The organism is Rhizobium sp. SL86 (assembly GCF_026672545.1).
Taxonomy (GTDB): Bacteria; Pseudomonadota; Alphaproteobacteria; order Rhizobiales; family Rhizobiaceae; genus Neorhizobium.
This window is the reverse complement of record NZ_JAPPRJ010000002.1, coordinates 1-26,172: the sequence shown is the minus strand read 5'-3', so window position 1 is coordinate 26,172 and position 26,172 is coordinate 1. Positions and strand designations below refer to the sequence as shown.

The following is a 26,172-nucleotide window of genomic DNA, read 5'->3' as shown; positions in this document are numbered from 1 at the left end:
AACCATGCAACCGATCGGACAAACACCGAAGGAATTCATTCTCAGCATCGACGCGCTCACCGTCTCGTTCGACGGGTTCAAGGCGGTCAACGACCTGTCGCTTTATGTCGACGAAAACGAGATCCGCGTGATCATCGGCCCGAACGGTGCGGGCAAGACCACCGTGCTCGACCTCATCTGCGGGCGCACCAAGGCAACGTCCGGCTCGATCAAGTTCGAGGGGCGGGAACTGACGAAGATGCGCGAGCATGAGATCGTGCATGCGGGTGTCGGCCGCAAGTTCCAGAACCCGTCCATCTACGAAGACCTGACCGTCTTCGAGAACCTGGAACTCTCTTTCCCACGCGGACGCTCCGTCTTCGGTGCGCTTGCTTTCCGCCGTGATCAGGAGGTGATCGATCGGGTGGAGGAGGTCGCCGAGATGATCTTTCTCAAGGATCAGCTCCGAACCGATGCTGCCATTCTCTCTCATGGCCAGAAGCAGTGGCTGGAGATCGGCATGCTGCTCATTCAAAAGCCGCGCCTCCTCATGCTCGATGAACCGGTGGCCGGCATGAGCGTCGCCGAGCGGGTCAAGACCGCGGACCTGCTCAACACGATCACGAAAAACCAGTCGGTCATCGTCATCGAGCACGACATGAAGTTCGTCGAAGACATCGCCCATCGGGTCACGGTGCTGCACCAGGGCAAGGTGTTGTCCGAAGGCACTATGGACCGCGTCAAGCACGACCCCAAGGTCGTGGAAGTCTATCTCGGCCATTAGGAGGCACCCATGCTTGCAGTCGAGAACCTGAAAGTCAGCTACGGCCAGAGCGAGGTCATCCATGGCCTGTCCTTTGCGGTCAAGCCAGCCGAAATCGTCGCCATCATGGGGCGCAACGGCATGGGCAAGACGACGCTCATGAAATCCCTCATGGGCATCGTGCCTTCCTCGTCCGGGGTAATCCGCATCGGGGACACGCCGGTACAGACGCTGGAAAGCTTCGAGCGGGTGGAGCGAGGGCTCGCCTATGTGCCGCAGGGCCGGATGATCTTCTCCACGATGACCGTCAAGGAAAACATCGAAACCGGTCTCACAGTCACCGGTGAAACCGAAGTCCCGCCGCAGATCTACGAGCTGTTTCCGGTGCTTCTCGACATGAAGGGACGGCGGGGCGGCAACCTCTCCGGTGGGCAGCAGCAGCAGTTGGCGATCGCACGGGCGCTCGCATCGCGCCCCAAGGTGCTTCTGCTCGATGAGCCGACGGAAGGCATCCAGCCCTCGATCATCAAGGAAATGGCCCGTACGCTTCGCCGCATCCGCGATGACATCGGCCTCTCGATTGTCGTTTCCGAACAGGTGCTGAGCTTCGCGCTCGACATGGCCGACCGCGTTCTCGTCATCGAGCGCGGCGAGATCGCCCACGAGGCTACGCGCGCAGGGATCGACGAGGCGAAGGTCGCAAGTTTCCTGTCCGTCTGACACCCGCAAAACCCAATATCCCGCTTCACCTGGAAGGAGAGCTGACATGCCCGAAACCTTGATCAAGGTCGACCTCAGCGAGTCGCCCTATACCAACGAGAAGATCCACAATCGCTGGCATCCGGATATTCCCATGGCCTGCTGGGTTGAGCCGGGCGATGATTTTCGCATCGAGACCTATGACTGGACCGGAGGCCAGATCAAGAACGACGACGACGCGGCGGATGTCCGCGATGTGAACCTGTCACAAGTGCACTTTCTGTCCGGCCCCATCGGGGTAAAGGGGGCCCAACCCGGTGACCTTCTGGTGGTCGACATCCTTGACATCGGTGCCTTCGACAACAGCCTCTGGGGTTTCAACGGGTTCTTCTCGAAGAAGAACGGCGGCGGTTTCCTGACTGAACATTTCCCGGAAGCGCAGAAATCCATCTGGGATTTCCACGGCATGTTCACCTCGTCTCGGCATGTGCCGGGGGTCAAATATGCGGGCCTCATCCATCCCGGCCTGATCGGCTGCCTGCCGGATCACAAGATGCTCGACATGTGGAACAGCCGCGAAAAGGCCCTGTTCGATACCGATCCGTCGCGGGTGCCGGCACTGGCGACGCTGCCGGACGGCGGGCCGACTGCCCATATGGGAAGCCTGAAGGGCGAGGCACGCGACAAGGCAGCCGCCGAAGGCGCCCGCACGGTGCCGCCTCGCGAACATGGCGGCAATTGCGACATCAAGGACCTGTCGCGCGGCTCGAAGATCTATTTCCCCGTTTATGTCGACGGGGCGGGCCTTTCCATGGGCGACCTGCACTTCAGCCAGGGCGATGGTGAAATCACCTTCTGCGGCGCCATCGAAATGGCCGGCTGGCTGCATATCAAGGTGACGCTGATCAAGGACGGCATGGCCAAATACGGGATCAAGAACCCGATCTTCCGCCCGTCTCCGATTACCCCGAAATATGATGACTATCTCATCTTCGAGGGCATCTCGGTCGATGAGGGTGGCAAGCAGCATTATCTCGACGTGCATATCGCCTATCGGCAGGCCTGCCTGAATGCCATCGAGTACCTGACGAAGTTTGGCTACACGCGGGCGCAGGCCTATGCGATTCTCGGCACCGCTCCGGTCCAGGGCCATATCTCCGGCGTGGTGGATATCCCGAACGCCTGCGCAACCCTGTGGCTGCCGCTCGACATCTTCGAGTTCGACATGAAGCCCGGCGCAGACGGACCGAAGATCCACCTCGACGGCAAGATCGACGTACCGCTTGCCCATGACCTTTGAGGTGGAGGGGGGGCGGGGCTTGCCTCGTCCTCCCATTTTTTACCTCGGTCGAAATCAAGGATCAGATGCCATGCCGAATTACGACTATAATTGCCCGAACTGCGGTGGCTTTACCGAGAACCGGCCGATGTCCGTTTCCGCCGAACCCTGTGCTTGCCCCAGTTGCGGGACGATGGCGCCGCGCGCGTTCTTCTCGACGCCCTTCTTCGCCCTGATGGACGGTGCCACCCGCACAGCCATCAGCACGAATGAGCGCGCATCGCACGCGCCGAAGACATCGAAATCGCTCGGGCACGGTCCCGGCTGCGCCTGTTGCGGCACGAAGCCGTCAAAGGCTGTTTACCGCGCCGATGGTGCCAAAACCTTTCCGTCGTCCAGGCCCTGGATGATCAGTCACTAGAACACCGCGAGAGTTGTCACCCGCGCAAGTTGGCTAGCCTGCCACTCCGCCTCGTTGCGCTACATCGTATTCGGAGGTTGCTGGACGGACCGATTGACGGGATTGTTCCATCGTTTCGGGAGGGGCATTGGCGAACGGATCATTTATCAGCGGTGACATAGACGGCGGTGGTGAAAACAAACCAGCTGAATGATCATGCCTTTCAAACATCACACCTGCTGCCGTCATCATGTCGGCATGGCAGTCAGCCATGCGGCGGAGGCGTCGCCCAGTTCGGGACTGTCAGCCGTCTCCGAATTCGGGTGGTCGAGTGTCCTGCCACAACAGGGGGCCGGGTTTTTGGCGGGTCAGTACCGGTCGGCATCCAGTGAGCTGCGTTTCGTATTGTCCCGACTGGGAGAGGCGGCTTTCTCCGTGCTACTCTTGTCGGTCGAGATGTCGTTCCCAGGACTTGCGAGCCCGCCACAAAACGGTGGAATCCGCATATCCGAGGATCTCGGCGACCCGCGCCCTTTGCACATGCGCCTCCAGCTGCGTGGCGGCGATCGTCTCACGGGTTTCGCGCACGAGGTGGCGCAGTGACGTCCCTTCTTCGGCGAGACGACGCTGCAGGGTGCGCACCGAAATCCCGATTTCGGCGGCAATTGCGGGCAAGGTGATCGGCTTGTGTCCGAGATAGATGCCAATCAGAGCACGTACCCGTTCGCTGATGCTGTCGGGCGCCACCGTCTTGCCGACAAGTTCCGCCACATGCCGTTCGAGCACGGCCGACAGGCCGGCGTCCTCCTGGCGATAGAGACGGGCAGCATCGCTGCCTGCGACGACGATCCGGTTGGCGGATTCACAGAACTTCAGCGGGCAGCGGAAGAAGCGCTCCAGCACGCTACGATCCCGGGGCGGAACATGCTCGAAATGCACCTCCAGCGGCTTCCAGCTCTTGGCGAAGCAGGAGCGCACGAGCTGGCAGGAGGCGACAACAGAGAATTCGCTGTCCTGCCGCCTCGGCCACATGCGGGCATCTTCCAGCCGATAGCTCCAGACCAGATTGCCGTCCTCTTCGAAGACGCCGGAACTCGTGGCGCTCTGCACCGTGTTGACGTATTTGGCCAGCCGCTGGAAACCGGCCCGGATCGTGCCCGAGATCGAAAAGAGCACGCCGATCGGGCCGATATCGCTGGGTTTAAACAGGGTTCCGAGCCTGGCGCCGAGCGAGGGTTCGCCGGTGATCAGGGCGGCCTCTTCGAAGATGGCGACGTAACGCGCCATCGGGATCATCGCATAAGGATCTTCCAACTGGCTGCGCAAAATGCCGTGTGACGCGAGCAGAAGGTCGGTTTTGCCGCTGCGTCGGTCGATGTGTTCGACGAGCGGGGCGAGTACCGATGCCCGAATGGATGAAATTGCGGGCATCGGCCTGTTCATTCGCGGTGCAACTGCCATTTTCGCCATCCTGAAACGGCCGCGTGGCGCGGTTTATCGATTCAATGGCATGAAGTGCAATTTCGGGGCCAAAGTGTCGCGCCTACCCTCTTGACGAAAATCAAGCAAAAGAGGGGTTCCCATGACATTACAATCGACTGTGGATGGTCCGACAGACCGGCTGGCGAAGAATTCCGTCGGCCTCGCTCATATCGTCTTTTTCGTCGTTGCCGCTGCCGCGCCCCTGACGGCCGTGGTTGGCGCAACACCAGCTGCTTTTGCCTTCGGCAACGGTGCGGGCGTGCCCGGTGCCTTCGTTCTCGCCGGCATTCTCTATCTGCTGTTTTCTGTCGGCTTCACCGCGATGAGCCGCCATGTTGGCGGAGCGGGCGCCTTCTACACCTACATCACCCACGGCATCGGCAAGCCGGCGGGTGTTGGCGGCGCGCTGATGGCGCTGGTCACCTATTCGGCAGTGCAGATTGCCGTTTACGGGCTCTTCGGCGTCTTCATGGCCGGCGCCATGGCGCCCGTCGCGGATCTACCCTGGTGGCTCTTGTCCTTCGCAGCCCTCGTGATCGTGCATGTCTGTGGCCAGCGCAACATCGCCTTCTCCGGCGCCATCCTCGGTGTTTGCATGATCGCCGAAATCGCCATCCTTCTGCTGCTCGACATCGGCATCGTGGCTGCCGGGGGCGGACCGGAAGGTTTCGGATTCACCTCGTTTTCGCCTGCCACCGTCTTTGCGCCCGGTCTCGGCGTGGCGCTGGTCTTCGTCGTCGGTTCCTATATCGGCTTCGAGGCGACAGCGATCTTCGGCGAAGAGGCGGAAAATCCGGAAAAGACCATACCGCGCGCCACTTACGTTGCGGTGCTGCTGATCACCGTCTTTTATGCCTTCTCCACCTGGGCCATCGTGCAGTTCTATGGCCCCACCGCCGTGCAGCCGACCGCCGAGGCCGGCCTCGAAGCCTTCTATTTCGCTGCCACCGACAGCATTCTGGGATCCTGGGCGTCGCAGGTGATGAACATACTGCTGATCACCAGTCTGTTTGCCTGCGTGCTTTCCTTCCACAACACGCTGAACCGCTATTTCTTTGCGCTCGGCCGCGAGGGGCTGGCTTTCAGGCTGCTTGGCAAGGTGCATCCGATGCATGGTTCGCCTTATGTTGCCGGCATGCTGCAGAGTGCCATCGCGGCCATCGTGCTCGTGCTCTTCATTCTCGCCGGAGCTGATCCTTATGCGGTCGTCTTCTCCTGGATGTCGGCGCTTGCCGTCATCGGCATCCTGACTGTACAGGCCCTGGTCTCCGTGGCGATCATGCTGTTCTTCCGAAAGGTGAAGACAAACCATGGCATCTGGACGACGATGATTGCTCCGGCCCTCGGCCTTGCCGGCCTGATCGCTGCGCTCGCGCTGGTCATCGCCAATCTGTCGCTGCTCTCCGGGTCCGAAAGCCTGATCGTCAAGTCCTTCCCCTATCTGATCGTGCTGGTCGGCCTGCTGGGGGCGGCGTTCGCGATGCAGATCAAGAAGGCGAAACCCGAACTTTATGCTTCGCTCGGAAAGGCCTTCGAATGACCGCGCTCCGGACTTTTCCCGCCACTGACCGCGTGCTCGCCGCAGCCCTGGTCGTCCTGACCGCCGCGACGATCCTGCTTGCCACGGACGCTCATGCCTTCTGCCGGATCTTCTGCATCCACGGAATGCCTGCGATCGAGACCGAGATCTGCGCCGGCCGCGGCTGACACGACACGGGTGGTGCCAAGTTCCGGTGCCACCCTCATATCCCCCGATTGCCAAAGGACTGTTCCATGGACGCCGTCGTCGACACCATCCTCCACCCGCTCGATCCCTTGAGCCTCTCCGAGATCGCGGAAGCCGTTGCCATCCTCAAAGACGAGACGGCGCTTTCCGAAACCATCCGTTTCCCGATCATCCGGCTGGAAGAGCCGACCAAGACCGACATGGCGGATTTCCGCAAGGGCACCCCCCTGCCGCGTCTCGCTTTCATTCTCTCGCTCGATATCACCACCGGCGAGACCCATGAAAGCATCGTCGATCTTACCGCCAAACACGTCATCGAGCATAAGCGTCTCGCCCATGACGCACTGCCCTATGGTCAGCCGCCGGTCATGCTCTGCGAATTCGAAACCGTCGAGGCGACGGTGAAATCCGATCCGCGCTGGGTTGCAGCCGTGAAAAAGCGCGGCATCACCGACGAGGACATTCCGCTCGTCCAGATCGATCCCTTTTCATCCGGTTATTTCGGCCTGGAATTCGAAAAAGGCCAGCGCATTGTGCGCGCCGTCTCCTACTGGCGAGAGGACATCAGGGATAACGGTTATTCCCACCCGATCGAAGGGGTGGTGGCTGTTGTTGACCTCGTGAAGAACAAGGTCGTCGATCTCGTCGACGACGAGAAGATCATCCCGGTCCGCAAGAAGAAGCGCAATTACGGCCAGGAAGCCTTTCCGGAAACCCGCCAAGGCCTGAAGCCGCTCGATATCGTCCAGCCGGAAGGGCCGAGCTTTACCGTCGATGGCTGGAAGGTCGACTGGCAGAACTGGTCTTTCCGCGTCGGGTTCACCCCGCGCGAGGGCCTGGTGCTGCACGAACTCGGCATCAAGGACGGCGGCAAAACGCGTCCGATCGTCTTCCGTGCATCGGTGACGGAAATGGTCGTGCCCTATGCCGATCCGACCTCCAACCACTTCTGGAAGAGCGCCTTCGACGCTGGCGAATATGGCCTCGGCCGTCTCGCCAACTGCCTGGAACTGGGTTGCGACTGCCTGGGCCACATCCATTATTTCGACGTGCCCTCGGCGGATGATTTCGGCCAGCCGATGGTGATGAAGAATGCCATCTGCATGCATGAGGAGGATTACGGCATCCTCTGGAAGCATTACGAATTCCGCAACGGCATCTTCGAGGTCCGCCGCTCGCGCCGCCTCGTCATTTCCTTCTTTGCTACGGTCGGCAACTACGACTACGGCTTTTACTGGTATCTCTACCAGGACGGCACGATCCAGCTGGAGGCCAAGCTCACCGGCATCATCCAGACCGCCGCGGTCGCCCCCGGCGAAACCTATGCCTGGGGCGGCATGGTAGACGACGATCTCGGCGGCCCGACACACCAGCATTTCTTCAATGCCCGCCTGCATATGGATGTCGACGGCGGCGGCAATACCGTGACCGAGCATGAATTCGTGCCCCGCCCCTGGGGAGACGACAACCCTTATGGCAATGTCTTCGACACCAAGACCAGAGTGCTGAAGCGTGAGCTTGATTCGCCCTCCACCGCCAATGGCGAAACCGGTCGTTACTGGAAGGTGCAGAACCCGAATGTGCAAAACAGCGTCGGCAAGGCGCCGGGTTACAAGATGGTGGTGATGCCGAGCCCGCTGATGTTGGCACAGGACGGCTCGACGGTCGCCCAGCGCGGCGGCTTCGCAAAGAAGCACATCTGGGTAACGGCTTTCGATCCGGCAGAGAAATATGCGTCTGGCGACTACCCGAACGTCAATGCCGGTGGCGAAGGCCTGCCGAAATACGTTGCCCAGAACCGCAATATCGAGAATGCCGACCTGGTTCTCTGGCATTCCTTCGGCCATACCCATGTCTGCAAACCGGAGGATTTTCCGATCATGCCGGTCGAATATGCAGGCTTTACCCTGAAGCCCAACGGCTTCTTCGACGCCAATATCGCGATGGATCTGCCGGCCGAGAGGAACAGCCACAGCAGGGACAATCGCACGGCGGATTGCTGTAGCGCGAAAGACGAGCCCAAGAGCGGTTGCTGCCACTGAAACACCGGAAAGAGAAACGGAAAGGCCCGACGAGAAATCGGGCCTTTCCCTTGGCTCAACGGTCCGATGCCGGGAACAGAATAGCGGTGACGAAACGACCGCACCGCGACCACAGTCCGGCCTCCAGGACGAAAGCCGAACAGGAATTTCGGTTAGCGCTGCTTTCCGGTGGAGGCCGTGAAACCTGCTCCGGATGATGAGTTAAAGTTACATCTGTTCGTCGGATGGTGATGCGAGTGGAAAGCGGATAATCTGCTGAAGTCCGCCTGTTGGACGATTGGCGATCGATATTTCCCCATCGAACCGATTGATAATCTCCTTGGCAATCGCAAGGCCAAGGCCGGCCCCCGGGGCGGTCTTGCGGCGAGAGGGATCAACGCGAAAAAATGGTTCGAACGCCTGCGAAATCAGATGATCCGGGATGCCTGGACCATTGTCTTCGATTGTCAAAATCGCATGGGTTGGCGTTACATCAACGAAAAGTGTCCCGCCACCGCCATGGATTGCCGCATTCATGGCCAGATTGCGGAGGGCCCGCTTTAATGCCAGGGGCTGGCCGATGACGGTTGCCGGCGTCGTACGCGCGAAATCTGCCTTGAATCCGAATTTATCCAGTTCCTCCTGAACCAGGGCCACGATCATATCAAGCCGGATGTGCTCTGGTCCGCGATCGGATGTTTCTTCGCGCACGAGCCCGATGGCGCTGTCTGCAATGAGGTCAAGTTCCTCCAGATCGGACAGCCACTTCGTCCTTTCTTCAGGATCGGCCACAAATTCAGCGCGCAACCGCATGCGCGTCAACGGTGTCCTGAGGTCATGACCGGCTGCCGCGACGAGCCGCATCCGGCTTTCCAGAGCGAGCCGCAGACGTTCGCTTAGGCGGTTCAGTGCGCGCGCAGTCGTGCGCACCTCCCTGCTCCCATCTTCCGGAATCGGTGGCAAAAGGCCATCTTTCCCAATTCGTTCCGTTGCGCCCTCGAGGATCTCAAGCGGCCGGGTTATCTTGGACGCCACAAGGAAGGAGATCGCAAGGCTCCCCAGGACGATGAGGAGCATCCATCCGCCGAGTACGATAAGCCAGTCGGAGGGTGGTGTCCGATGAGGAATGCTGAAGACTGCCCAATTACCCTTCGGAGTGCGAAGCAGGGCCATCAAAGGTGGAACATTCTCCGTCTTGATGACCTCCGCCGGCAGATGGATGCCCTCTGCCGCCAGCAATTTCTTCAGGCCCTCTGTCAAACGTTCATGAAGTTCGCCGGCTGGCGGCTGGTCAACCAGTTGAACTCCCGCATCAAACGCCTTTTGCGGGTCAAGGTCGATCAAGGTCAGCGTGAGACGCATCTGCGACGCAAGAGGGACCAGAATTTCCGCAGCGTCGGGCGGTTCCAGCACCCGGCTCGCGACAAAGGTGGCAAGACCGACCACCGAGACGATGGACAGGACGAGAAGGACGGCAATGCGGTGGTAGAGCGATTTCATCGTCCGGTCGCAAGGGTTCGGACCGTCACGGTCAGCTGATAGCCTCCGTTGCGCACGGTCTTGAAGATCATCGTTTCTGTATGCTCGTTGAGCTTTCGACGCAGCCGGCTCATCAGAACGTCGATCGACCGATCCATTGGGTCGCGGTTGCGGCCCTGCGTCAGGTCCAGCAACTGGTCACGCGACAAAAGGCGTCCCGGGCGTTCGAGGAAGACCTGCAGGAGGTCGAATTCGGCGCCCGTCAGGTCCAGGTGTCCACCACTTTCGTGGCGCACGAGCCGCAGGGCGGGGTTCGCCTCGAAGCCCTCGAAGAAATAATGACGTGCGGCCGCCGGGCTTTCCGGCGCATGTGTCATGCGCCGCAGAATGGCCTTGATGCGGGCCAGGAGCTCGCGGGGGTTGAAAGGTTTGCCGAGGTAGTCGTCTGCACCGATCTCCAGCCCGATGATGCGGTCGACGTCCTCCTTGAGGGCGGTCAGCAGGATGATGGCAAGCGACGGGTGCCGTTCCCGCAGCATGCGGCAGATGTCGAGGCCCGATCCATCCGGCAACATCACGTCGAGAACCACAAGGTCCGGCTTGCTGGCGGCGACCATCGCCTCACATTCCTTGCGGTCGGCCGCCACGGTGACGCGCATGCCCTGCTCGCCCAGATAGCGCGACAGCAAAGAGCGGATTTCACGGTCGTCATCAACGATCAGGATGTGGCCGCTGCTATTCATGGGATTTCCCTTCCTCTCCGCCTCTGCCTAGCCGATTGGCGGAAGGGACGTTCAGAAAAATTGTAACCCAATGTTTCTCGCCGGTTCGTGGAAACATTCAGTTACAAAAATCCTGACCCGAGACACGTTGAGACACAAGCAGCCCAAACTCGGAAACGAGAGCCATGTAAGACAGGGCCAGTAACCGGCTGGGGGCGGCATGCCACGGTGGTGGCGCCGACCCTTCGCTTTCTGGTGCTGGACGGGAACGATCCTCTTCCTCCCGTCGGCGCATTCTTTTCCGTTGGAACGGTCCCCGTGTCGATGTCACTCCGCCTGTCTTCCCGTCGCGCCTTTCCCAAGCGTTTGGTGTACCTGCCTGCGGCTCTTGCCGTCCTGTCGATGATCGGCCTCGCCGGCTGCAGCGACAGTGCTCAGCAGGGTGGTCCACCCACGGCCAATGTCCGCGCCCAGGTCAGCGTCGTGACGCTGCATCCGCAATCTGTGGTGCTGACGGCGGATGTGCCCGGGCGCACCGCCGCCTCGCTGGTAGCGGAAGTCCGTCCGCAGGTCACCGGCATCATCCGTGCCCGCAATTTCAAGGAGGGCAGCGAGGTTGTGGCGGGTGACGTTCTCTACGAGATCGATCCGGCGGCCTATCAGGCGGCCTATGACAGCGCCGTTGCGGCCCTGAAAAAGGCGGAGGCCGCAGTGCCGAGCGCCCAGGCCAAGGTTGACCGCTATCGCAGCCTGACCTCGCAGGAGGCGGTCAGCAAGCAGGATCTCGACGATGCGGCCTCCACGCTGGCGCAGGCCCAGGCCGAAGTTGCCGCCGAAAAGGCCGCCGTCGATTCCGCCCGCATCAATCTCGATTACACCAAGATCCGCGCGCCGATTTCCGGACGTATCGATGCCTCCTCCGTGACGGTCGGCGCGCTTGTGACCGAAGCGCAGACAACGGCGCTGGCCACGATCAACCAGCTTGATCCGATCAATGTCGATGTCACGCAGTCGAGCACCGATCTGCTGGAACTGCGCCGCGCCATTGCCAGCGGCCAGATCCGGTCCTCCGGCACCAATGTCTCCGTCGCGCTTCGGCTGGAGGACGGCTCGCGCTACGAGCAGGCCGGAACCTTCCAGTTCGCCGAAGCCTCGGTCGCTGCGACCGTCGGCACGGTGACGGCGCGCGCCACCTTCCCGAACCCCGACCGTCTTCTGCTGCCGGGCATGTATGTCCGCGCCACCATTGAGGAGGGCGTCGCCCCGAACAGTTTCCTTGTGCCGCAGCGTGCCGTGACCCGAAATCTGAAGGGTGTGGCGGTTGCCTTCTTCGTCGATGCGGATGGAACGGTGCATCAGCGCGAGCTGACGGTGCGCCGCAGCGTAGGCAATAACTGGCTGGTGGCCGGTGGTGTCGCCGACGGGGACCGTGTCGTCGTTGAAGGCATTCAGCGCATTCGCGACGGTCAGACGGTGACGGCGGGCGAGGTCGAGATCGACGAGGCAACCGGCGACATCAAACAGATGGCGCTTGCCGTACCCGCCGGGGATGCCGGCGCCCCCACGCATTCCTTCAATTGAGGTGATCCTTGTCCCGTTTCTTCATCGCAAGGCCCATCTTTGCCTGGGTCATCGCCATCGTGATCATGCTGGCCGGCCTGCTGTCGATCAGCACGCTGTCTGTCTCTCAATATCCGCAGATCGCGCCCACCACGGTACGTATTTCCGGCACCTATTCCGGCGCGGATGCCCAGACCGTTGAAAACTCGGTGACCAAGATCATCGAGCAGGGCATGACCGGGATCGACAATCTCGACTACATGACCTCGACCTCCCAGTCGAATGGGCAGACCTCGATCTCGTTGACCTTCACCAATGCGGCCGATCCGGACGTGGCCCAGATGCAGGTGCAGAACAAGCTGCAGCTGGTGGAATCGCAGCTGCCTCAGAGCGTGCAGAACACCGGCCTCACGGTCAGCAAGTCCAGCTCCAACTTCATGATGGTCATTGGCTTCGTCTCCACCGACGGCAAACTGACCACGACCGACCTCGCCGACTACGTCAACAGTACGCTGAACGATACGATCAAACGCGTTGCAGGCGTTGGCGACACGCAGCTGTTCGGTTCCGGTTATGCCATGCGGATCTGGGTCGATCCGGACAAGCTGCAAAAATATGATCTGATGATCAGCAATGTCACGGCTGCCGTCGAAGCGCAGAACACGCAGGTCGCGGCTGGCCAACTCGGTGCGCTGCCGCAGCGCAAGGGCCAGCAACTCAATGCGACGGTGACCGCCAAGAGCCGCCTGCAGACGCCCGAGCAGTTCGAGAACATCATCCTGAAGAGCAACAGCGACGGCTCGCTGGTGCGGTTGAACGACGTGGCGACTGTCGAGCTGGGCGCGGAAAGCTACAACACGTCGAGCATCTACAATGGCAAACCGACGGCTGGTCTCGCCATCAATCTGGCCTCCGGTGCCAACGCGATCGATACGGCAGAGGCGGTGCGCGCCACCATCGACAGCTTGAAGGACACGCTGCCGCCGAATGTGGAGGTCGTCTACCCCTATGACACCACGCCCTTCGTGGAACTGTCGATCGAGGAAGTCGTCAAGACCTTGTTCGAGGCGATCGTTCTCGTCTTTGTGGTCATGTTCGTCTTCCTGCAGAACCTCAGGGCGACGCTGATCCCGACGCTTGCCGTGCCGGTGGTGCTGCTCGGCACCTTTGGCGTTCTTTCCGCACTGGGGTATTCAATCAACACGCTCACCATGTTCGGCATGGTGCTGGCGATCGGCCTCTTGGTCGACGATGCGATCGTCGTGGTGGAGAATGTCGAGCGCGTGATGGAGGAGGACGGGCTTTCGCCCCGTCAGGCGACGATCAAGTCTATGGGGGAGATCACCGGGGCGCTGGTCGGCATTGCGACGGTGCTGTCGGCGGTCTTCATTCCGATGGCGTTTTTCTCCGGCTCCGTCGGTGTCATCTACCGGCAGTTCTCCGTTACCATCGTGTCGGCCATGCTGCTGTCGGTGCTGGTCGCCCTCGTCCTGACGCCGGCGCTCTGTGCCACGATCTTGAAGAGGCCTAGCCATGATGCCAAGAGCAAGGGTATTTTCGGCCTGTTCAACCGCGCCTTCGATCGCAGCACGCGCGCCTATCAAACGGGGGTTGGCGGCATCCTCCGGCGGCGTTTCGTGTTCCTGGCGCTCTTTGTCCTGATCGTCGGCGGCGTGGCGTTCCTGTTCAACCGTCTGCCCAGCTCCTTCCTGCCGGAAGAGGATCAGGGCACGTTGATCACCAGCGTCCAGCTTCCGGTCGGCGCGACCGCCGACCGCACCCTGAAGGTGCTGCAGCAGGTGACGGACCATTATCTCAACGATGAGAAAGACTATGTCGCCGGGGTGATGGGCGTCGTCGGTTTCGGTTTCGGCGGGCAGGGGCAGAATGTCGGCATCGCCTTCATCAAGCTCAAGGATTTTGCCGAGCGCAAGACGCCGCAGGCGAAAGCCCAGGCGATTGCGCAGCGTGCCCGCGTCGCTTTTGCGAGGATCAACGATGCCAATGTCTTTGCGCTGGCGCCGCCTGCCATTCCAGGCTTCGGCAACAATGCAGGCTTCGACTTCTATCTGAAGGACGTCACCGGCGCCGGTCATCAGAAGCTGATCGATGCGCGAAACCAGCTGCTCGGCATGGCCTCAAAAAGCGATAAGCTTGTCGGCACCCGGCCGAACGGCCAGGATGACACGCCGCAATATTCGATCAAGATCGATCAGGACAAGGCAAGCGCCTTCAATCTCGACCTGTCCGACATCGATACCACGCTCGCCACGGCCTGGGGCAGCGACTACGTCAACGATTTCATCGACCGTGGTCGCGTCAAGAAGGTCTATGTGCAAGGCGACGTGGATTCCCGTATGCAGCCGGAAGATCTGAAGCGCTGGTACGTGAAAAATTCCGACGGCGAGATGGTGCCCTTCGCAGCCTTCGCCGATGGACAATGGACTTTCGGCTCGCCGCGCCTGGAGCGTTACAACGGCTCATCGGCCGTGGAAATCCAGGGCTCTGCCGCGCCCGGTGTCTCCTCCGGCGACGCGATGAACGAGATCGACGCGCTGGTCACCAAGCTGCCCAAAGGCTTCTCGCACGAATGGACGGGACTTTCGGCGCAGGAGCGGCTGTCGGGCAGCCAGGCGATGCAGCTTTATGCGATCTCCATTCTGGTCGTCTTCCTGGCGCTTGCGGCCCTTTACGAAAGCTGGTCGATCCCGTTCGCCGTCATGCTCTCGGTGCCGATCGGGGTTTTGGGTGCGCTGCTGGCAGCGAAGCTTTTTGGTCAATCCAACGACGTTTATTTTAAGGTCGGTCTGCTGACCACAATCGGCCTTGCGGCAAAGAACGCGATCCTGATCGTCGAATTCGCCATCGAGCAGCAGCGGCGCGGGTTGGACATCATCCAGGCTACGCTGGAGGCGTCGCGCCAGCGCCTGCGACCGATCCTGATGACCTCGCTTGCCTTCATCCTTGGTGTTCTGCCGCTTGCCACGGCCAACGGGGCCGGTTCAGGCAGCCAGAATTCCATCGGTATCGGCGTGATGGGCGGCATGATCTCTGCGACCGTGCTCGGGCTTTTCCTGATCCCGCTCCTGTTCGTCGCCGTACGCCAGGTCTTCAAAGGGCATGTCGGGCCAATCGAAGACGAGGAGACAGCGGGCAGTACGCCTGCTGCCGACACCCCTTCCGCACCCAGCCATTGAAAGCCTGCCATGACGATGATCGATGCTGACCTCAGACATTCCGGCCGCCGCATGACTGTGCGAACCGCCCAACTGGCCGTGCTGCTTGCCACGTCCATGCTCGCCGGCTGTGTCGTCGGGCCGGATTACACGAAACCGGATCTTGCCTTCTTGAAGAACTGGACCGCATCTAAGGGCAAGGAGCCGCTGAAGCCGACGCAGCTTGCCGGCTGGTGGAAGGGGCTTGGCGACCCGTTGCTGAACGATCTGGTCGAGGAGGCGGTGAAGGGCAACCTCGATGTCGCCACGGCCAAGGCGAATCTGCGGCTGGCGCGCGCCACCACACGCAACGCCGAAGGCGCCCTGCTGCCGAGCCTCAGCCAGTCCGACAGCGCCACGCGCAGCCGCAGTGTCAGCGATGGCGATGCGGCCTATAACACGCAATACAAGGCCGGCTTCGATGCCAGCTGGGAGATCGACCTGTTTGGTGGCAACCGGCGGTCGCTGGAAGCCGCGCGTGCCAGTGAAGAAGCCGAGGAAGAGACGCTGCGGCAGACGCTTGTCACCCTCGTTGGAGACGTCGCCTCCTATTATGTCGAGGCGCGCGAATATCAGGCGCTGGTCAGTCTGGCGGAACGTTCGGCGACGTCGCAGTTGCAGGTCTTGGCGCTGACCAGACGGCAGTTCGAGGCCGGTGAGGCGACGGGCGTGGACGTTGCCAAGGCCGCCGCCACTGCCGCCTCGACCGAAGCCGACATTCCCTCCTATCGCATTTCCTATGCGCAGGCGGTGCACCGGCTTGGCATTCTCATCGGCCAGACGCCGGATGCGGTGGAAGCGCGGCTAAAGAAGCCGGCGCCGATCCCCGTGCCGAAGCGGACAATGCCCGCAAGCATTCCGGCCGAGATCCTGCTCAACCGGCCGGATGTGAAGGCGGCGGAGCGTGAACTGGCGGCCTATACGGCAAAGGTCGGGGTGGCGCAGGCTGCCCGCTACCCGTCGATCAGCCTCACCGGCGATGTCACCACCTCGGCGTCCAGCGTGTCCGATCTGGCACGCAAATCCACCATCGGCTGGACACTCGGCCCGAGCGTATCGATCCCGCTGTTCCAGGGCGGGCAGTTGAAGGCCGCCGTCGATCAGGCGAAGGCGACGCGCGACACGTATTTTGTCGCTTATCAGTCCGCTGTGCTGACCGCGATGGAGGATACCGAGAACGCCATCATCGGTATGACCCAATCGCGGCTGCGTCAGGAGAAGCTGCGGCAGTCGGTGGCCGGCTATCGGCAGGCAACGGATCTGTCGCGCAGCCTCTTCCAGTCGGGCGCCTCTGATTTCCTCGACGTTTTGGACGCAGAGACCTCGCTTTATTCGGCCGAGGAAAGCTACATCCAAAGCACGGCTAACACCGCCACCTATTTCATCTCGCTGAACAAGGCATTGGGCGGCGGCTGGTCCGGAACGATCAATGCCGACCAGCCCCTGGTCGTGGACAGAAACGAAGGCCCCCATATGCCGAAGTAAGGCCGCTTCGGCGCCTTTACGACAGCCGGCCTGCCCTTCAGCGCTTGAAGAACAAGGTGATGTTCCGCACGGTTGAGATTGCGACCAGGAACAAAACCGGATAGTGATCCTCATGAATTTCCCAACCAGCAAAGTGCTGTAAAGCAAACGTGACGGACAAGACGCTGAAGGGGCTGTTCCTTGCGCATCGGCGTGAACTGCAGGCCTATCTCACCGAAAAATTGAAGGACGCCGACACCGCTGCGGACCTGACGCAAGAGGCTTTCCTGCGTTATGCCGAGCAAAATCCGGCTGGGCGTACCGTTGTACTGAACGGGCGATCCTATCTCTATCGCACCGCGCACAATCTTGCCGTGGACTACGTTCGCCAGAAGGCGCGACAGAAAACGGATGCCGCCGCCCATGACGATATGGCGAGCGTACCGGATGATCGCCCTTCGCAGGAAGACGCGGCGGATTCCCGGCAAAAGCTGGATCGGCTGCGATCGATCGTGGCGGAACTGCCGGAGCGTACACGGCAGATTTTTGTATTGAACCGGGTCGAGGGATTGAGTTACGCCGAAACCGCCGAACGCCTTGGAATCTCGGAAAGCTCCGTGCAGAAACATCTGGCCAAGGCGCTGTTGCACGTCACCAAACGGCTCCGGCCGCAATAGCGAGAAAAAGCGCGGGAAGGTTACCGGATAGGGACGCCTTGAACGTCTCATTCTGGACTGCTTCTAAGTGGCGGTGCAAGAACATGGACCGAAGTGTGGAACACCGAGACGACAAAGAACAGATTGAAGCGGAAGCTGCCGAATGGGTCATTCGGCTCGGCGGCGATCCGCTTGATGCGCAGGCGCGCGCATCCTTTCAGCGCTGGCATTCGCAAAGCGTCTCTCATGCCGAGGCTTTTGAATTCGCGCAAAACACCTGGGCCGAGCTGGCGGGACTGCGTGAAGCCCCCGGCTCCCTGTCCCCCGATCGTGTCTCCTCAAAGCCGGGGCCGCAACGGTTGCTCGCCGGAACCGGCATGCCGCACACGCCCCGCAGACCGATCTGGTGGGGTGCTGGCATGGCCGCGATCTGTCTTGCCACCGCAATCGGCGTCTCGAGTTTCTGGTACGGCAGCCCCATCACCATGATGGTTGCCGACTACCGGACGCTGCCCGGCGAACAGCGCAGCGTGACCTTGTCGGACGGCAGTGTCGTGGACCTGTCGTCCGCAAGTGCGATAGCCTTGCATTTTTCCGATCGGGAGCGGCGCGTCGAACTGCTGGAGGGAGCTGCCTATTTTACCGCTGCGCCCAAGGCGGGAGGCGAAAGCCGCCCCTTTGTGGTCGAGGGCGCGCAAGGAACGGCGACGGCACTTGGCACGCAGTTTGTGGTGGATCGCCTGTCAGACGCGGTGGAAGTGACGGTGATCGAGCACGAAGTTCGTGTGAACCTGAATGACGCGGAACATCAATCCGCCAGCGCCGTTCTGTCCCCCGGCCAATCCGTCCAATATTCAGCACGGACCGGTCTGGGCAAGGTTCAGGAGAAGGATGTCGAACTGGCGGCTGCATGGCGGCAGGGAAAGCTGATTTTCGACCGGGTACCGCTGGCCGATGTCGTGGCCGAACTCAATCGCTATCGCCGAGGGCGTATCGTCATCGGAAATCCCACACTTGCAGGCCGCACGGTCAGCGGCGTGTTCTCGACCAGGGATCTCGACCGGGCGCTTGCCACCATCACACAGGAACTCGGCATCCGGTCTGCCTCCGTTCCGCCGCTCGTGACGCTGCTCTACTGACCCCGGTGAAGGGGCGGTTTTTGACAGCAGCAAAAAAAGTCAAAAAAACCTTACCGAAAAACATGAGCGGATTCGTCTCATTTGCGAACCGGCGGAAGCAACCTTCCGCCAGCGCAATCGAAAGTGACGAAAGGGTTTTGTAATGGGGGTAAAGGTGGGACACAGCAGCCGGAGCCAGGATCTTCGCCAGCGGCTCGGATCGACGGTTAGCGTGGTTACACTGGCCATCGGCCTGTCGGTTGCCGCTTCGCCGGTCCTTGCGCAGCAGAGCGCATCCGCAAACACGGCCCAGCCACAGTCCATCGCCTTCAATATTCCCGCGCAGAACCTCAACAGCGCAATCCTGTCCTTTGCCAACAAAGCCGGTATCCAGGTCTTTTACGACGTCGCTCGTGTCGAAGGCCTGCGCAGCACCGCCGTTCGCGGCACCTATTCCCCCGAACAGGCGCTCGCCCAACTGCTTTCCGGCACAGGCGTCTCCTATCGCTTCTCCGGCAATAGCGTCTCGTTGATCAGGCCTGAGGCTGCCGAAGCCTCATCGCTGGGTGCCGATGGCTCGACCGTGCTGGGGACGGTGCTGGTGCAGGGGCAGGGGGCGACGACGGAGGGGACGGGGTCGTACACGACGTCGCAGATGAGCACGGCGACGGGATTGCCGCTTTCCATCCGGGAAACGCCGCAGTCTGTCACGGTCGTGACGCGTCAGCGTCTTGAGGATCAAGGCAGCACGAGCCTGCAGGACGCGCTGGAATCGGCAAGCGGCATCGCTGTCCAAAAATATGACAGCGACCGGACGGAGTATCTCGCTCGCGGGTTCACCGTGGGAGAGTTCCAGTATGACGGCGTCGTCATTCAGAATGAGGGCGTTTATGATTATGGTCTCAGCAATCCCGACATGACGATCTATGATCGTGTCGAGATCGTGAAGGGGGCAAATGGTCTTATGCAAGGGGCAGGCAGCCCCGGAGCCGCCGTCAATCTGGTGCGCAAACGACCAACAGACACATTTCAAGGATCTTTGACCGGAACTGCCGGGTCCTGGGATGCCTACCGGACCGAACTGGACCTGTCGGGTCCTATCAATCCTGACGGCACGCTCCGGGGCCGAATGGCTGGCTCGTTCGAAGATGCTCAATCCTATCTTGACCATTACGAGAAGAAATCATTCACCCTCTACGGCATTCTGGAAGCCGACTTGAGCGACGATACAACCTTGTCGGTCGGTGCAGACTATCAACGCAACAGGCCCCGAGGCTCCAGTTGGACGGGCCTGCCCATGTTTTATAGTGATGGCAGCCGTACCGATTTCGACGTATCGACAAATCCTGCAACCGACTGGAGCAGGCGCGAAACATACACCAGCAATATCTTCGCGACGCTCGATCATGAATTCGACAATGGCTGGAAGGCCAGCCTGACCTATGACCACCGACGCAACGGACACGACAGCGTGCTTGGCTCCGCCGGCAGCGGTTATCCTGATCCCGTCACGGGAGAGGGCGTCTACCAGTATGTCGGGAAATATGTTGGCCGACTGGTTCAGGATACTGTCGACGCCAAATTGTCCGGCCCTATCGAGCTGTTCGGTCGAGAACATGATTTTATGTTCGGGGCAACGGCATCGCGCAAAACGACCAAGGGGCCCCTGTATGGCTATGGCGGCGTGAATTACGATCCGGCAGTGCCAAACTTCTTCACCTGGGACGGCAACACCGATGAGCCCGATTTCGACCTGACCGGCAGGTATGAAACCAGCCTGACGCAGTACGGAGCCTACGCCGCGACCCGCCTCCGGCCGACAGATGATCTGTCTTTCGTCCTGGGCAGCCGTATCAGTTGGTATGACTACGATGACAAGGGGTCTTACGACAATGCGTCCTCCAGTTGGAGTGGCGCCAGCCAGTATTCGGCCAAAGGGGAACTCACGCCCTATCTTGGCGTCATTTACGACGTGAATGACAGCGTTTCCGTTTACGCGAGCTATACCAGCATCTTCAAGCCGCAGGAGAACCAAACCGTAACCGGCGCCTACCTGGATCCCGAGGAAGGCAATAGCTACGAAGCAGGTGTGAAGGCTGCGCTTCTGGATGGGCGGCTGAACACAAGTGCAGCTGTGTTCATGATCAAGCAGGACAACGTTGCAGAGACGGCCGGCATCGATCCCGATACGGGAGAGTATTATTATACTGCCGCCGATGGCGTGACCACCAAGGGCTTCGAACTCGAAGCGTCCGGCGAGATCAGGCCGGATTGGAACATCTATGCCAGCTACACCTATTCCCATGCGCGCAAGGCGGATGGAGAAAGGGTCTATTCGTTCATCCAGACGACCGCGCCCGAAAGTGTCGTCAAGCTCTATACGACCTACACGCTTCCCGGCGAATGGGACAAGCTGACCATCGGTGGCGGTGTCCGTTGGCAGAGCAAGATCTATGGTTATGTCTGGAGCCCGGCCAATGTCTATGAAGACATCACCCAGAAGAACGTGTTCCTGGTTGACCTGATGGCGAAGTACGCGCTGAACGACAAGGTGGACATCACCTTCAACGTGAAGAACCTCTTGAACGAAAAGTACTATGTCGGTCTTGGAAACTTCGACACAGGCTATTACGGCGAGCCGCGCAGCTTCAGCGTCGCCACCAAGTTCAAGTTCTGACCATGTTCGCCGTGACACGACGTGCCCTGGCGAAGGCTGCGGCGGCAATGCTCTTGTCGCCGACTTTTGCGCGGGCGCAAGTCGGGTCCTACCCGCGGTTTGTCGACCATGCCTTCGGGCGCACAGAATTGCGCTCGCAGCCTCGGCGACTCGTCACGATCGGCTATGGCGACGAGGCGCCGTTCCTCTCGCTTGGACACAAGCCCATTGCCATCGTCTATTCCGGCATGTTTGCGAGCGGCATGACGCCTTGGTGCGAGCAGAAATTCGGAGCACAAAGGCCAGTCCTTCTGGATGGCAGCATGATCGATTTCGAAGATATTGCGCGTCTGAAACCGGATCTCATTGTCGGCGTCTTCTCGCAACTGGACGCGGTTTCCTACGGGCGGTTGAGCCGGATTGCTCCGACCGTTGCCTATCGCAGCGGGCCATGGAGAGCCGGATGGCGCGAGCAGACGGACATTGCCGGAGCGATCCTGGGACTGGATGAGACGGCGAGGCAGCTCATTGCCGAAACCGAACGCCTTTTGCGAAGCTATGGCGATGCCTATCCTGATCTGAAGGGCAAGAGCTTCACCTTCGGCTCCTATTTTGCCGGAAGCAGCAGAATTGTCGTCTATCTTCCCGGCGAGACACGGGTCGATTGGATGATTGAAATCGGCATGCGGCCTTCCCCCGGCGTCTTGCGGCTTGCCAAGGCGGGCAGCGGCCATGTTTCAGCCGATGCCAGCCTTGAAGACCTGGAAAGCGTTGCCGCCGATCTCCTGGTCATGTGGTACGAACCAGGTGCCCGCCAGGCCCTGGAAAGCCAGCGGCTGTTCCAGATGTTCTCGCCTGTGCGAGAAGGCCGATATGTCGCGCTCGATGACCCGACGGAGATCTGGGCCGCGTCCTGGCCAAGCGTTCTGGCCATTCCTTACGCATTTCCGGGTTTCCTTCCGCGCATGGAAGCCGCTGCCAGGAATTCGGAGGCACGTTGATATGCACGCAAACGCACAGGCTCTTTCGGGCGTCGAGGATCACGATCACGAGGCCTATGTTGAGGACAATTTCCTGGCCTCGGTGGTATCGATTGGGCACCTGACGCCGGCGATGATGCGGGTGGTGTTGAGGCTGGAGGGCGGCGAGCGGTTGTTGGTGAGCGGGCATCCGGATGAATGGGTGCGTCTGGCGGTGCCGGCGGATGATGGGACGCCGGTGGTGCTGCCGGTGTTGCGGGAGAGTGGCCGCTGGGAGATGCCGGATGGGGCGGATTATGCGCCAAACCGGCCCTATACGGTGCGCCGCTGGAACGCAAAGACCTCAGAGATGATGCTCGACATGGTGGTGCATGAGGGCGGTGTTGCGGCCCGCTGGGCAATGGCGGCCAAAGTGGGGGATGTCGTCGGCATCTGCAATCCGGAAGGCCGGTTCTGGTTGCCGAAGGGCAGCCGGTGGCTGTTGATGCTGACGGATATCACCGGGCTTCCCGCCGTCGGCCGGGTGCTGGAGGAATTGCCGCAAGGGTTTAAGGCGGTGGTGCATGTGGAGATCCCGTCGGATGCCGATCGTCAGGAGATCGGGGAGATGATCGAGACGGCGGCTGATGTTGAGATGACCTGGCACATCGGCCACGGGCAGCATCCGGAGCGGCCGGGTTACACGCAACTGCCGCGCATTGCCCGCGAGATCCGTCAATTGCCGGAAGGGCCGGGCTATATCTACATCGCCGGCGAGGCCAGGGCGGTGGCCGAGTGCCGCAAACATTTCCGCGATACGCTCTCCTTCGACAAACGCCGCATCGATGCCGTCGGCTACTGGATCGAAGGGCAGGCCAGGGTGTGAAGCGTGTGAAGCGGGTGACGCGTGTGACGAGCGTGAGGGCTGTGAAGGGTGCGCAGATGGTCCTGTCGGTCGATGCCGATGATCGGGCCGCCCGGGGCAGGCGGGGTCAGGCAGAGGGTCTGACAGAGGGGCTGGCACGGGTGCTGGTCATGGCTCTTTTCGGCCTTGTGCTGCTGGTGGTCCTGTTTCTGGCAAGCCTTGTGCTGGGGGCACGGCCGGTGGCGGTCTCCACGGCGGTCGAGGCGCTTTTTGCCTATGATGGCGGTTTGGTCGATCATATCGTGATTGTCGATTACCGCCTGCCGCGCACGCTGCTGTCGCTTTTGTGCGGGATGGCGTTTGGCGTGTCGGGGGCGCTGATCCAGGCGGCGACACGCAATCCGCTGGCCGATCCGGGGATCCTCGGCGTCAATGCCGGGGCGGCTTTCTGCGTGACGCTCGTCGTCGGGCTGTTCGGCGTTCAGTCGATCAACGTTTATCTGTGGTTTGCGCTTCTCGGTGCGGTGCTGGTGACGCTCTGCGTTTATGGGCTGGCATTGGCAGGAGGCATGACGGGCGAAGGCATGACGGGCGGCGGGATGGCGGGGGGCTCAATGGCAGGCCGCGGTGGCGTAACCCCGGTGCGCCTGGTGTTGGCGGGTGTGGCGTTGTCGGCCATGCTCGGCGGCATCGGTTCTTCGGTCACGCTGTTGAACCCGCAGGCCTTCGATGCCATGCGCCAGTGGTCGATCGGCTCGGTCGCCGGGCGCGACATGGATGTCGTTGTTGCCGTCGCCCCCTGTATCGGTCTCGGTCTTGCGATCGCGCTGATGAGCGCCCGTTCGCTGAATGCGGTGGCACTCGGCGAGGATCTTGCCCGCGCGCTCGGGGCAAGCCTTGTCCGCACCCGCATCCTGACGCTGGTTGCCGTGACACTTCTCGCCGGTGCGGGAACCGCCGCCTGCGGCCCGATCGGCTTTGTCGGTTTGATGGTGCCGCATGTGGTGCGCTGGTTGACCGGGCCGGACCAGCGCCTGATCATTCCCATGGTGATGATCTATGCGCCCATCCTGCTGCTGGCAGCCGATATTGCCGGCAGGCTCGTGCTTTATCCGGGCGAGCTGGAGGCGGGCATCGTCACCGCCTTTCTCGGCGCACCGGTGCTGATTGCGCTTGCCCGGCGCAGACAGGCGGGCGGGTTATGACAGTGCCATCGGCTCGTTCTCGTTCTTATCCTCGTTCTCGCTTTCGTTCTTGTTCTCGTTCGCCTTCCCATTCCGCAAAACTCGATATCGGTCGGCCCTCCTTGACCGTGCGCCTGCTGTCCGGCCGCCTGTCGTTCCGGCTCGATGGCCGTGCGCTGGTCATTCTGCTGCTGCTGCTGGCTCTCATCGCCTGCCTTGCGGCCCTGTCGCTCGTAAGCGGCACCTATCCCATCGCTTTTGCCGATGTGCTGAGGGCGCTGGCGGGCAAGGGCGAGGACATGGTGCGGATGATCGTGGTGGAATGGCGTCTGCCGCGCGTGGCGCTGGCCGGTCTGCTCGGCGCAGCACTCGGCACAAGCGGGGCGATCTTCCAGAGCCTGACACGCAATCCGCTGGGGTCCCCCGATATCATCGGTTTTTCCGCCGGCGCCCATACCGGCGCGCTCATGGTGATCCTCATGGTCTCCGGCGGATATTACGAGACAGCGCTCGGTGCGCTGGCCGGCGGTCTGCTCACCGCGATCGCCGTCTACCTGCTGGCCTGGCGCAAGGGCGTGCAGGGTTTTCGGTTGATCATTGTCGGCATCGGTGTTGCCGCCATGCTGTCGGCCTGTAATGCCTGGATGATCCGCGAGGCAGAGCTTCCGATGGCGATGGCGGCGGCCATCTGGGGCGCCGGTTCGCTGAACGGGCTTGGCGTGGAGCAGCTTCTCCCCGTCGCACTGGTGCTCTGTGTGCTTTTGCCGCTGACCTTTGTTCTGGCGCGCCCGATGCGCCAGCTGGACCTCGGCGAGGATCGCGCGCGTGCGTCCGGCGTCGATGTGAACCGCATCCGCGGCCTGCTGATGCTTGTCGGCGTTGCGCTGACGGCGCTTGTCACCGCGACGGCCGGCCCGATTGCCTTCATCGCGCTCTGCGCCCCGCAGATCGCCCGGCGCCTGACCCGCTCGCCCGGTGTTGCGCTTTGTCCCTCGGCGCTGACCGGCGGGCTGCTGCTGCTCGCCGCCGACTGGGCCGCCCAGCATGCGTTCGGGGTTCAGCTTCCCGTCGGGGTCATGACGGTGAGCATCGGCGGGATCTACGTCCTCTTTCTTCTCCTGCGCGAGGGTCGCAAATGACCAGGTCCCCATCCGGCTCCATCTCCCCATCCGGCTCCGGCCGCCTGCACGCAAACGAGGTGACGCTGCGATACGACGAACGCACCATCTCGCAAAACCTCAGCGTTGCCATTCCCGATGGTGCCTTCACCGTCATCGTCGGGCCGAATGCCTGTGGCAAGTCCACCCTGCTCAGAGCCCTGTCGCGGCTGCTGGTGCCATCGGCGGGTCAGGTGATCCTCGATGGGTGCAGCCTGCGCGATATCCCGGCGCGTGAGGTCGCCCGCCGGCTTGGCCTTCTGCCGCAATCCTCCACGGCGCCGGACGGCATCACGGTGGCGGATCTGGTGGCGCGCGGCCGTTATCCGCACCAGTCCCTCTTCCGCCAATGGTCGAGCGCCGACGAAGAGGCCGTCATCGCCGCGATGGAAGCAACCCGTGTGACGGATCTCTCCGGACGGCTGGTGGATGAGCTGTCCGGCGGCCAGCGCCAGCGTGTCTGGATCGCCATGGTGCTGGCGCAGGAAACGCCGATCCTGCTGCTCGACGAACCGACCACCTTTCTCGACATCGCCCACCAGATCGAGCTGATGGACCTGCTCGCCGATCTCAACGCGGAAGGCCGCACGATCGTCGCCGTGTTGCACGATCTCAACCATGCCTGCCGTTATGCCACCCACCTGATCGCCATGAAGGACGGCGCGGTCCTTGCCGAAGGAAGGCCGTCCGCCATCGTCACCGAAGATCTGGTCAAAGACGTCTTCGGCCTGCCCGCCATCATCATCCCAGACCCTATCACCGCAACACCCCTCATCGTCCCAAAAGCG

21 protein-coding genes are annotated in these 26,172 nt (G+C 61.4%); 18 read left to right on the top strand and 3 right to left on the bottom strand.

What is annotated here, in order from left to right; all coding sequences use genetic code 11:
• Nucleotides 1-4: 4 nt before the first annotated feature.
• From urtD to OU993_RS12385, 4 genes are read left to right on the top strand one after another with little or no spacing between them, the layout of a single operon-like run.
• The gene (gene urtD, locus OU993_RS12400) at nt 5-763 is read left to right on the top strand and encodes an urea ABC transporter ATP-binding protein UrtD (RefSeq protein WP_268157785.1); all 759 of its coding nucleotides are present in this window, start codon (nt 5-7) and stop codon (nt 761-763) included.
• Nucleotides 764-772: 9 nt separating this feature from the next.
• On the top strand, nt 773-1,462 hold the full coding sequence (urtE, locus tag OU993_RS12395) for an urea ABC transporter ATP-binding subunit UrtE (protein ID WP_268157778.1): 690 nt from the start codon (nt 773-775) through the stop codon (nt 1,460-1,462).
• A 46-nt stretch (nt 1,463-1,508) separates the two neighbouring features.
• Nucleotides 1,509-2,741 (top strand): formamidase, encoded by a 1,233-nt coding sequence (gene fmdA, locus OU993_RS12390; protein ID WP_268157775.1) that lies wholly within the window; start codon nt 1,509-1,511, stop codon nt 2,739-2,741.
• On the top strand, nt 2,731-3,141 hold the full coding sequence (locus OU993_RS12385) for an FmdB family zinc ribbon protein (protein ID WP_442792953.1): 411 nt from the start codon (nt 2,731-2,733) through the stop codon (nt 3,139-3,141). The genes fmdA and OU993_RS12385 overlap by 11 nt, the downstream gene beginning before the upstream one ends.
• A 417-nt stretch (nt 3,142-3,558) precedes the next feature.
• On the opposite strand, the gene OU993_RS12380 is transcribed toward OU993_RS12385, so the two are convergent.
• Nucleotides 3,559-4,581 carry an AraC family transcriptional regulator gene (locus tag OU993_RS12380; RefSeq protein WP_268157770.1) on the bottom strand — a complete coding sequence of 341 codons (1,023 nt, stop codon included), beginning with the start codon at nt 4,579-4,581 and terminating at the stop codon, nt 3,559-3,561.
• 121 nt (nt 4,582-4,702) lie between these two features.
• Here OU993_RS12380 and OU993_RS12375 point away from each other — a divergent pair, with 121 nt between their 5' ends.
• The 3 genes from OU993_RS12375 (at nt 4,703) to OU993_RS12365 (ending at nt 8,370) form a co-directional block, all read left to right on the top strand.
• Nucleotides 4,703-6,142: an APC family permease gene (locus OU993_RS12375; protein WP_268157768.1), complete on the top strand. Its 1,440-nt coding sequence runs from the start codon at nt 4,703-4,705 to the stop codon at nt 6,140-6,142.
• Nucleotides 6,139-6,309: a hypothetical protein gene (locus tag OU993_RS12370; protein ID WP_268157766.1), complete on the top strand. Its 171-nt coding sequence runs from the start codon at nt 6,139-6,141 to the stop codon at nt 6,307-6,309. The genes OU993_RS12375 and OU993_RS12370 overlap by 4 nt, the downstream gene beginning before the upstream one ends.
• A 66-nt stretch (nt 6,310-6,375) precedes the next feature.
• Nucleotides 6,376-8,370, top strand: a complete 1,995-nt coding sequence (locus OU993_RS12365; RefSeq protein ID WP_268157764.1) for a primary-amine oxidase — start codon at nt 6,376-6,378, stop codon at nt 8,368-8,370.
• Between the two features lie 207 nt (nt 8,371-8,577).
• Here the strand turns inward: OU993_RS12365 and OU993_RS12360 are convergent, their stop codons facing one another.
• Nucleotides 8,578-9,849 carry an ATP-binding protein gene (locus OU993_RS12360; protein ID WP_268157762.1) on the bottom strand — a complete coding sequence of 424 codons (1,272 nt, stop codon included), beginning with the start codon at nt 9,847-9,849 and terminating at the stop codon, nt 8,578-8,580.
• Nucleotides 9,846-10,571, bottom strand: a complete 726-nt coding sequence (locus OU993_RS12355) for a response regulator (protein ID WP_268157760.1) — start codon at nt 10,569-10,571, stop codon at nt 9,846-9,848. The genes OU993_RS12360 and OU993_RS12355 overlap by 4 nt, the downstream gene beginning before the upstream one ends.
• Nucleotides 10,572-10,874: 303 nt before the next feature.
• Between OU993_RS12355 and OU993_RS12350 the strand changes: the two genes are divergently transcribed.
• The 11 genes from OU993_RS12350 to OU993_RS12300 form a co-directional block, all read left to right on the top strand.
• Nucleotides 10,875-12,131 (top strand): efflux RND transporter periplasmic adaptor subunit, encoded by a 1,257-nt coding sequence (locus OU993_RS12350; RefSeq protein WP_326493845.1) that lies wholly within the window; start codon nt 10,875-10,877, stop codon nt 12,129-12,131.
• 8 nt (nt 12,132-12,139) lie between these two features.
• Entirely contained in the window at nt 12,140-15,307 is a 3,168-nt protein-coding gene (locus OU993_RS12345; protein ID WP_268157758.1) for an efflux RND transporter permease subunit, read from the top strand.
• Between the two features lie 9 nt (nt 15,308-15,316).
• A complete protein-coding gene (locus OU993_RS12340) occupies nt 15,317-16,810 on the top strand; it encodes an efflux transporter outer membrane subunit (RefSeq protein WP_326493838.1) in 1,494 nt (497 codons plus the stop codon).
• A 149-nt stretch (nt 16,811-16,959) separates the two neighbouring features.
• A complete protein-coding gene (locus OU993_RS12335; protein ID WP_268157756.1) occupies nt 16,960-17,466 on the top strand; it encodes an RNA polymerase sigma factor in 507 nt (168 codons plus the stop codon).
• An 83-nt stretch (nt 17,467-17,549) separates the two neighbouring features.
• Nucleotides 17,550-18,584: a FecR family protein gene (locus tag OU993_RS12330; RefSeq protein WP_268157754.1), complete on the top strand. Its 1,035-nt coding sequence runs from the start codon at nt 17,550-17,552 to the stop codon at nt 18,582-18,584.
• A gap of 154 nt (nt 18,585-18,738) precedes the next feature.
• The gene (locus OU993_RS12325) at nt 18,739-21,240 is read left to right on the top strand and encodes a TonB-dependent siderophore receptor (RefSeq protein ID WP_268157752.1); all 2,502 of its coding nucleotides are present in this window, start codon (nt 18,739-18,741) and stop codon (nt 21,238-21,240) included.
• An 11-nt stretch (nt 21,241-21,251) separates the two neighbouring features.
• Complete coding sequence (locus OU993_RS12320) at nt 21,252-22,220, top strand: ABC transporter substrate-binding protein (RefSeq protein WP_268157750.1); 969 nt, start codon at nt 21,252-21,254, stop codon at nt 22,218-22,220.
• 1 nt (nt 22,221) lies between these two features.
• Nucleotides 22,222-23,064 (top strand): siderophore-interacting protein, encoded by an 843-nt coding sequence (locus tag OU993_RS12315; protein WP_268157748.1) that lies wholly within the window; start codon nt 22,222-22,224, stop codon nt 23,062-23,064.
• Nucleotides 23,061-24,248: a FecCD family ABC transporter permease gene (locus OU993_RS12310; protein ID WP_268157746.1), complete on the top strand. Its 1,188-nt coding sequence runs from the start codon at nt 23,061-23,063 to the stop codon at nt 24,246-24,248. Before OU993_RS12315 ends, OU993_RS12310 begins: the two co-directional genes overlap by 4 nt.
• A 107-nt stretch (nt 24,249-24,355) precedes the next feature.
• Nucleotides 24,356-25,366, top strand: coding sequence for a FecCD family ABC transporter permease (locus OU993_RS12305; RefSeq protein ID WP_268159639.1), 1,011 nt, complete (start codon nt 24,356-24,358; stop codon nt 25,364-25,366).
• On the top strand, nt 25,363-26,172 hold an 810-nt coding region (locus OU993_RS12300), incomplete at its 3' end, for an ABC transporter ATP-binding protein (protein WP_268157744.1). The genes OU993_RS12305 and OU993_RS12300, both read left to right, overlap by 4 nt.